This window comes from Pseudoalteromonas sp. CO348, assembly GCF_004208845.1.
GTDB lineage: Bacteria > Pseudomonadota > Gammaproteobacteria > Enterobacterales > Alteromonadaceae > Pseudoalteromonas > Pseudoalteromonas maricaloris.
Map to the genome: position 1 here is coordinate 59,323 of NZ_SGPI01000001.1, position 9,118 is coordinate 68,440.

The window sequence follows — 9,118 nt, forward strand, 5'->3', positions numbered from 1 at the left end:
GAGCAACAATGAATTTATCGAGGCTACTAAAGCCCTGGTCTGTGTTTGCCTGTAGCCTGTGTTTCTCCAGTTGTTTTCAAGTTAACGCCACGCTAAATGATAGTACCCTTGCTGAGCGGATCTCTGAGGTCGAGCAAACCACCAATTGGCAACAACAAAAAATGCTGGGCACTGAGTTGCTCACGGAGCAAAACCTAGGAAAGACAAGAAAAATAGAGCTTTTGCTTAGTCTAGGTAAATCTGCTTACAAACAAAATCAATTCAAAGATGCACTCGTTTTTCTCAATCAGTTAGAGTTGATAACGCAATCAGATAGACTGAGTGACAACCATTTTTCAGCGGTAAAGGTTCAAGGGATCTGCTACTTTTACCTTGGTCATTATCAACAGGCAATTGAGTTTTACTCACGGGCATTAGCGTTAGCTGAGCAACGTAATGTCCCCATCGAAATGGCTAATTTACATAGTAATTTGGGGTTAGCGTATTTTAATAGCTTCACACTTGACTTGGCACTGCATAATTATTTAAAAGCAGATGAGCTTTACCAAGAGTTTGGTAATGCTCAAGATCATGCCGATATTTTACTGAATATATCGGGTGTTTATATTCGCCAAGGAGCCTATGACAAAGCGGAAGAAATGCTCCATGAAGCCCTAAACGCATTCGTCGAGCTAAACGATGAATATGGTGTTGCACTAGCTCAAGCAGATCTTGGCGTGCTATACACTGAGACTAAACGTCCCGCGCTTGCCAAAGCGTCGTACCAAGCAGCAATTGCTTATTATGAAGCGCAGAATGACGTCCGCCACTTGTCATTTGAATATGGCAACCTTGCTTTATTGAGCTATTCACAAAACCAATTAGAATTAGCCGAAAAAGAAGCAAACTTTGCGCTCTATTATGCTGAAAAGGCTCAGAATCCTGCCAACCTCATGGAAGCTCAGTTCACCTTAGCACAAATCTTCTTTGCTCAAGGGCGGCTAACAGAAGCTCTGGCTAATGCAGAACAAAGTTTAGCGGCTAGTCGAGTTATGCATGAACAGAAAAGAGAGCGTATGGCACTTCGTTTGTTAGCGCTGATTGAGGCTGCACAAGGAAATATTAAGCGCGCTAGAGATTATGACTCACAAAATTTGGAAGCGCAAAACCGCTTGATGAATGATGACATGCTGAAACGGATTAATGACTATCGTGCTAAGTATGAGGCTAGTGAGCTTTCTCGAGAAGTCGAAGTGCTCAAGCAAGAACAAAAATTACAGCTACTGAAAGAGGAGCAGCGCAGCCAATTACAATTGTTGGGTGTTATCATCGCGCTGTTAACCTTACTGACCACTTTCGCACTCTATCGACGTAAGGTTGAGCAAAGAGCAAAACTAGAGTTAAGCCAAAAAGTAGCGTTGAGAACATCTGAGCTCCAGCAAAAAGCGGATGAATTAAAAGCGGCCAATCAAGTGAAAAGTCAATTTCTGGCAAACATGAGCCATGAAATCAGAACGCCACTTACTACGGTGCTGGGACATGCAGAAGACTTGTTGGTCGAACAAGATTTAAATGCTCAGGCACAAGCATCGGTCAGAACTATTTATAATCAAGGATTACATTTACGCGATCTCGTCAATGATATTTTGGATTTAAGTCGAATTGAAGCCGAGCGGTTAGAGCTAGAAGCAACTGAATTTTCGGTAAGCAGCTTACTTGCTGACTTATGCGATATGTTTCAACAAAATATACAGAGTAAGCAATTAGAGTTTATCGTCTGTGATCAGGTACGGACTAACGCTTATGTACGGTTGGATTACATTCGAGTAAAACAAATACTAATAAACTTGCTAAGTAATGCCCTAAAGTTTACCGAAAAAGGCCGTATCGAATTGGAAGTATCTGAAACGCACCATGGTTTACAATTTGTGGTGAAGGACACCGGTATTGGTATGACTGAGCAGCAGATAGGTCGAATTTTTGATAATTTCCAACAAGCTGACAACAGTATAACAAGGCGCTTTGGTGGTTCTGGGCTGGGGTTAAGTTTGTCGAGCCAGCTTGCTCACATGATGAATGGTGAAATCAAAGTACAAAGTGTTGTCGATCATGGCAGTGCGTTTTCCTTCAGTGTACCTTGTACTGTTTATCTCAATACGGCTATTGCTGAAATTCAGGAGCCGCAATCTAAGCAACCTTTGCTCTCGGGTACGGTGCTGGTTGTGGAAGATCACCCTGAGAATCGGCAATTATTCTCTCGGATGATAGAGAGAACTGGTGCGACGGTTATTGTAGCCGAAAATGGTGCTCGAGCGGTTGAACAGTGTCTTAGTGATTTTCCTGATGTGGTGCTTATGGACATTCAAATGCCAAGAATGGATGGGGTTGAGGCACTTCGGATCATTCGCTCAGCGGGTTACTCTGGTCCAATATACGCATTAACCGCTAATGTGTTGATGGAAGAGGTAAAATCATATATTGACTCAGGGTTCAATGGTCACATTGGCAAGCCGATTAATAAAAATGAATTATTAGCGGTATTGAATACGCACTTAAACTTTGAGTCTGACGGCAAAGCGTATGAACTTAATATTGATTTATCGGATTTGCGAGATAGTTTCGCAAGCACTTTTGAGCAAGAGCGCTACTTGCTGATTGATGCATGGCAAAACAAAGACCTGGTCACACTTCAGACTATTTGTCATAAACTGGCTGGGGCAGCATCCATGTTTGAATTTCCGGAGCTTGCAAGCATCGCAATCGAATTTGAGAAAGTATTAAAGCAAGGAAGTGAAGACCAATTTCAATCTCTGTTTTTAGCTATGTGTGATCAGCTAAAATCTCAAGAATCATTAGCCTCCTAAAATAGCTCTATATCGTCGGAATCATCCACCTTTAGATTGTCTGGTTGCTCATCATCACTGATAGATACTCGGGAGCTGTCTTTTCTGGTATCGAGTTCTGGCGTGTAATCTGAAATCTTAAACATGGATAACTTTGAATGAATACTTTGCGAAAGGGCAATGAGGTCACGATTGGAGACGGCCTGTATTTTGGTACTTGAAAGGGCATCGGAATTCAGGTGTACCATTGACTCTATACTTTCTTGAGCTGCGTCAGAGGCTTGTTTCTGCTCTTCAACTTGTTGATGAATGTCATGGGACATTTGGTTGATAGAAAGCATCGCATTTTCTATTTCATCCACTTCTTTTGTAGAAGCTTCGCTTAATTTTACGGTGTTATCTGTTTCCTTTAGTGCCGCTTGCATCAGCGCATAAACAGAATCTGTACCGGATTGTATTTTTCTTATGACTTGGCTTACTTCCTTGGTTGATTGACTCGTTCGTGCTGCCAGATTACGCACTTCGTCAGCAACGACGGCAAAGCCTCGTCCTAACTCGCCTGCTCGTGCGGCCTCAATTGCGGCATTCAGTGCAAGTAAGTTGGTTTGCTCTGCAATACCGTTAATGACTTCAAGCACAGAACTAATTTCATTGCTGTCAGTTTTGAGCAATTCTATTTGTTCACTGGTTTTCTTGATGTTGTCTGCAAGTGTGAGCAGACTTTCTTGGCTTTTATCGGTATCTAATCGGGTCTGTTTCACTGCCGTTGTGGCATTCTCTACAGATGCGTAGATCTGCTCTAAGCTAGTATCTAAACGCGCAGAAATCTCTAACATAGACTGTATTGAGGTAGCTAAGTATTCACCGTGAGTGTGCTGAAGTGTTGCCTTTTGTGTCATGGATGCATAGGTATCTCTTAAGCTATCCGCCATTGGGTGAAGTCGAGAAGAAGATGCGTACACTTCACTAATTATATGTTCTATAACGGCGAAGCAATCATTCATTAGTAGGCAGGACTTAGAAATATTTTTATCTTGTTCGTTAAAGCGATATGTTAGGTCGACACCATTGTCACTGATAAAATTGCGAACTAGATGCTCCATATCTTTTTCAGCAGAAGAGGCTTTTTTTAAACATAAGAATTGCAATAATGCCCCGAGTGTTAAAGCGCTAACTGCGACGGCCACTCTAGCCTCATCAGAGGATAGTAAGGTAATAGCGAGTGTTACTGAAGCCAAGTTAAAAAGCGTGACAGCGGCAATAATACGACTCGGCTTCATTCTATGTCCCTAGGTTCATTATTCAAATTTGGTTTAAATTCACTAGGTAAGGTATAGAACAAAAACAGGCAGTTGGCGAACCTGAAACGCAAAAAGCCAGCATAAGCTGGCTTTTCAATAACTAGACTTAGAGTCTACTTACTTACGACGCATTGAGTCGAAAAACTCATCGTTTGTTTTGCTCATGGAAAGCTTATCAATAAGGAATTCCATCGCATCGATTTCACTCATTTCATGCACAATCTTACGCAAGATCCACATCTTTTGAAGCTCATCAGTTTTCGTTAGTAGCTCTTCACGACGAGTACCTGAGCGGTTGAAGTCGATAGCTGGGAATACACGTTTTTCCGCAATCTTACGGTTTAGGTGTAGTTCCATGTTACCCGTACCTTTAAACTCTTCGTAGATAACTTCATCCATCTTAGAGCCGGTATCGATAAGTGCCGTTGCGATGATGGTTAAGCTTCCGCCTTCCTCAACATTACGCGCAGCGCCAAAGAAGCGCTTAGGCTTGTGAAGTGCATTGGCATCAACACCACCAGTTAATACTTTACCTGATGAAGGAATAACCGTGTTGTATGCTCGAGCAAGACGTGTAATTGAGTCAAGTAGAATAATAACATCCTTCTTATGCTCAACTAAGCGTTTGGCTTTTTCGATTACCATTTCAGCTACTTGAACGTGGCGGTTAGCTGGTTCATCAAACGTAGAGGCAATAACTTCACCTTGAACAAGGCGCTGCATCTCAGTTACTTCTTCCGGACGCTCATCGATAAGTAGTACCATCAAAGTTGCATCTGGGTTGTTGTATGTGATGGACTGAGCAATGTTTTGTAGCAACATTGTCTTACCCGCCTTTGGTGGTGCAACGATAAGTGCACGCTGACCTTTACCGATTGGAGAGGCAAGGTCTAATACTCGAGCGGTAATATCTTCGGTACTACCATTACCGCGTTCCATTACCATACGCTCATTAGCATGAATAGGTGTTAGGTTTTCGAATAGGATTTTGGTACGAGAGTTTTCAGGCTTATCGAAGTTAACTTCATTAACTTTCAATAATGCAAAATATCTTTCGCCATCTTTTGGTGGTCTGATTAAACCAACGATGGTATCACCGGTACGCAGGCTGAAACGTCTGATCTGGCTCGGAGAAACATAAATATCATCAGGGCCAGCTAGGTAAGATGCTTCTGAAGAACGTAAAAAGCCGAAGCCATCTTGTAAAATTTCTAAAACACCGCCGCCGTATATATTCTCGCCGCTTTTCGCGTGCGCTTTCAAAATAGCAAAGATAATATCTTGTTTTCTTAAACGAGCTACGTTTTCAAGTCCCATGGACTCAGCAAGTTTTACAAGTTCATTGATTGACTTGTCTTTTAATTCGCGTAAATGCATATTGGTGGGTTCTTTATTACAGTTGTCATTCTCGTTAGTTTCACGAGAGAGGTTGATTTGATAAAGCTTAAAGGTTTGTGGCTTTATAAGTTAGCAGCTAGGCGTCGGGTCGTCCAGTGTTTATACAAATTTTATTCTATTAAAAATGATATAGATCAGCTTCACAACTGCGGCAGTTATGCCGCAGAGTGTGTAACAGCTTGAATTATAGGTTGTTTTCTAGGAACTCAACGAGTTGAGTCTTAGATAGAGCACCAACTTTAGTTGCTGCTACTGCACCATCTTTAAACAGTAATAGTGTTGGAATACCACGGATACCGTACTTAGGTGGAGTACCTGCGTTTTGGTCGATATTTAGTTTGCCGATCGCTACGCGGTCACCGTGTGATTCTGCAACTTCATCAAGGATAGGCGCAATCATCTTACAAGGGCCACACCATTCTGCCCAGAAATCTACTAGTACAGGCTTGTCAGATTTGATTACGTCAGCTTCAAAGCTGTCATCAGTTAGTTGGATAATTTTGTCGCTCATTACGCTCTCCGTTAGAATTAGGCGAAATATTTAATGCGTATTTAAACACTCTTGTTTCTTATTGCAAGTTTAAACGTTATGCTTTATTGCTATGACTAAGACACATTTGACCAATAAAAAATTCAACGACTTTGCTTTAGCGCCGGAAGTGGTCGCCGGTTTACAGGAAAATGGCTTCGAATTTTGTACGCCAATCCAAGCAAAGTGTATACCTTACATCTGTGAAGGCCGCGATATCGCGGGTCAGGCACAAACTGGTACGGGCAAAACTCTTGCGTTTTTGACCGCGACCTGTCATCGCCTATTGCAGACTAAAAAGGATAAAAAAACGCAACCTCGTGCAATTATTATGGCACCGACTCGAGAGTTGGCTATCCAAATACATAAGGACGCGCAAGTCATTGCGCCACGTTGTGATCTTAAGCTTGCCCTTGTATATGGTGGCGAAGATTACGAAAAACAACGGGCTCAATTGGAAAAAGGCGCGGATATACTAATCGGAACGACTGGGCGTTTAATCGATTTTTATAAGCAGGGTGCTTATAACCTCAATGATATCGAAGTGGTTGTGCTAGATGAAGCAGACCGAATGTTTGATTTAGGTTTTATCAAAGACATTCGTTATTTGTTCAATCGCATGCCAGGTCGTGAAGAGCGATTAAATCTATTATTCTCTGCAACACTGTCATACAGAGTGCAAGAGTTAGCATTCGAACACATGACCAATCCTATTCATGTGCAAATTGAGCCAGATGTTAAAACGGGCAAGCGTATTCAAGAAGAGCTATTTCACCCGTCAACAGATGACAAAATACCTTTACTACTGACTTTGATTGAAGAAGAGTGGCCAGAGAAGGCAATCATTTTTGCTAATACTAAGCACAGCTGTGAAAACGTATATGCATGGCTGAAAGCAGATGGCCATCGTGCAGGCTTGCTTACTGGAGACGTGAATCAAAAGAAACGCCAATCAATTTTAGCGCAGTTTACGCGTGGCGATGTTGATTTACTGGTTGCGACTGATGTTGCTGCGCGTGGTTTACATATTCCTGAAGTAAGTCATGTGTTCAACTTCGACTTGCCGGATGACAGAGAAGACTACGTTCACCGCATTGGTCGTACGGGTCGAGCGGGTGCATCTGGACATGCGATTAGTTTCGCGTGCGAGCAATACGCCTATAATTTACATGAGATAGAGGAATACATAGAGCATGCAATTCCTGTTTCTCATTATGACAAAACAGCACTATTAACTGACTTGCGTGCGCCTCAAGTAAATAAACGTCGTCATTCAGGTCATGGTAATAGTGGTAACAAGCAACGTGGTGGTGGTCGCCGAACAGGTGGCTATAGAAAACCACAATCCAAGTAACCTTGGGTAGTAAAGTAGTAAGCGCTTAAAGCGATTTGTTGAGGTTTAAAAAGTGGCAAAGACTGCTTCGAAGGAAGATATTTACGCTGTAATAGACTTAGGTTCTAACAGCTTTCATATGTTGATAGCGAAACATATGGCAGGCGGTATTCACACCATTGGCCGTGTGAAAAGGAAGGTGCGGCTGGCATCTGGGCTTAATGACCAAAATGAATTGTCGCTTGAGGCGATGCAAAGAGGATGGGAATGTCTTGCTTTGTTTGCTGAGCGCTTACAGGATATCCCCAAGCAAAACGTCAGTATTGTCGCGACAGCGACATTGCGTTTGGCTACTAATGCTCACACATTTATCGAAAAAGCGGAGCAGATCCTTAATCATCAGGTAAATGTGATAAGTGGAGAAGTGGAAGCAAAAACCATTTATAAAGGTGTCGCTCACACATCTGCCTGTCAAGGTAAGCAACTCGTTATTGATATCGGTGGCGCGAGTACCGAAGTCGTGATCGGAAAAGGCTTTGATGCCTTACTGTATAAAAGCTTAAATATGGGTTGTGTGACTTATCTAGATAGATATTTCAGCGATGGCCTATTAAGTCTCGAAAACTTTGACGTTGCTGAGCAGGCTGCAAAGCGGGTAATACAGCCTATCCAGGCCAAATATATAAAGCTTGGCTGGGAGTTAGCCATTGGTGCGTCAGGTACTGTTCAAGCCATTCAGGAAATTTTCGCTGCGATGGGCGAGAATGAACAACTGACGCTAAACAAGTTGGAAGAAGTAAAGCTTAAAGCAATTGAATGTGAAACGGTGGCTGCGCTAACTTTACCTGGGCTAATTGAAGAACGCCGCTTAGTCTTTGTATCGGGCCTTGCAATTTTGATTGCACTATTCAAGTCATTGGATATTCAATCTATGGGTCTTGCCGGTGGCGCACTTCGAGAGGGTGTACTTTATAGTATGATCCCTGATTTTCAGGCTGTCGATATCTGTCAGCGCACATTGGATGGTTTCACTCAGCGTTATCATGTTGATACCGAGCAGGCGCTGCGAGTATACGAAGTTGTGTCTGATATTATCGCCCAAGTGTCATCAAGCTGGAGCCTGGATGAACAAGCGAGTCTTCACTTGGCAAAGGCAATCGCATCTCTTCATGAAATAGGCTTGCTGATTGACTATAAACAGTACCATAGACACAGCGGCTATATATTGGCGAATACTTCGATGCCTGGATATAGCAAAGCGCAAAAAGATATTATCGTTGCTATCGTTAAAAATCACAGAGCCGACCTTGTTGCCAAAGATTTTGACCGATTAGGTTGTCACTTTGAATACGCTAAGCTGTTGTGCGTCGTAGTTCGACTTGGTGTTTTGCTATCTATGCGTAGAAAAGATGATGTTCTACCTAAAGTAACAGTTCAAGCCAACAATGAAGAGAAAAAGTCCCTGACAATGCAAATGCCCGATCCTTGGTTATCTCTTCATCCGTTGATGCTAGCGGAGCTCGTTCAAGAAGCGGCTTACCTATCAAAATTCGGTTGGGAATTAAAAATAGAGCGCGTTTAGCGCTCTTTTTGTTTGTAAAACATGCAAAAACAACCGTCTTAGAGTGATTTCTATCCAAACGATCTGTTTTTTGCAATTTTCTTTAAAAAAAGGGTTGCACTAAAATCGGATCGCCCTATAATGCGACCCCACTGACACGGGGCACTACGCTGA

6 protein-coding genes are annotated in these 9,118 nt (G+C 42.4%); 3 read left to right on the forward strand and 3 right to left on the reverse strand.

Features of this window, described 5'->3' with window-relative positions:
• The first annotated feature begins 8 nt into the window (after positions 1-8).
• Positions 9-2,843 carry a response regulator gene (locus EXT48_RS00315; protein WP_130163268.1) on the forward strand — a complete coding sequence of 945 codons (2,835 nt, stop codon included), beginning with the start codon at positions 9-11 and terminating at the stop codon, positions 2,841-2,843.
• On the opposite strand, the gene EXT48_RS00320 is transcribed toward EXT48_RS00315, so the two are convergent.
• From EXT48_RS00320 to trxA, 3 genes are all read right to left on the reverse strand, one after another.
• Positions 2,840-4,102 (reverse strand): methyl-accepting chemotaxis protein, encoded by a 1,263-nt coding sequence (locus tag EXT48_RS00320; RefSeq protein WP_130163269.1) that lies wholly within the window; start codon positions 4,100-4,102, stop codon positions 2,840-2,842. The genes EXT48_RS00315 and EXT48_RS00320 overlap by 4 nt on opposite strands.
• A 138-nt stretch (positions 4,103-4,240) precedes the next feature.
• Positions 4,241-5,500, reverse strand: coding sequence for a transcription termination factor Rho (gene rho / locus EXT48_RS00325; RefSeq protein ID WP_010378171.1), 1,260 nt, complete (start codon positions 5,498-5,500; stop codon positions 4,241-4,243).
• A gap of 205 nt (positions 5,501-5,705) precedes the next feature.
• Complete coding sequence (gene trxA, locus EXT48_RS00330; RefSeq protein WP_010378172.1) at positions 5,706-6,032, reverse strand: thioredoxin TrxA; 327 nt, start codon at positions 6,030-6,032, stop codon at positions 5,706-5,708.
• Between the two features lie 91 nt (positions 6,033-6,123).
• Between trxA and rhlB the strand changes: the two genes are divergently transcribed.
• Positions 6,124-7,404, forward strand: a complete 1,281-nt coding sequence (gene rhlB, locus EXT48_RS00335; RefSeq protein ID WP_017219421.1) for an ATP-dependent RNA helicase RhlB — start codon at positions 6,124-6,126, stop codon at positions 7,402-7,404.
• 52 nt (positions 7,405-7,456) lie between these two features.
• Positions 7,457-8,965, forward strand: a complete 1,509-nt coding sequence (gene gppA / locus EXT48_RS00340; RefSeq protein ID WP_130163270.1) for a guanosine-5'-triphosphate,3'-diphosphate diphosphatase — start codon at positions 7,457-7,459, stop codon at positions 8,963-8,965.
• Positions 8,966-9,118 lie beyond the last annotated feature (153 nt).

Bases quoted from the DNA above. Each gene is read 5' to 3' on its own strand.
- EXT48_RS00315 (WP_130163268.1), top strand. From the start codon at position 9: ATGAATTTATCGAGGCTACTAAAGCCCTGGTCTGTGTTTGCCTGTAGC.
- EXT48_RS00320 (WP_130163269.1), bottom strand. From the start codon at position 4,102: ATGAAGCCGAGTCGTATTATTGCCGCTGTCACGCTTTTTAACTTGGCT.
- rho (WP_010378171.1), bottom strand. From the start codon at position 5,500: ATGCATTTACGCGAATTAAAAGACAAGTCAATCAATGAACTTGTAAAA.
- trxA (WP_010378172.1), bottom strand. From the start codon at position 6,032: ATGAGCGACAAAATTATCCAACTAACTGATGACAGCTTTGAAGCTGAC.
- rhlB (WP_017219421.1), top strand. From the start codon at position 6,124: ATGACTAAGACACATTTGACCAATAAAAAATTCAACGACTTTGCTTTA.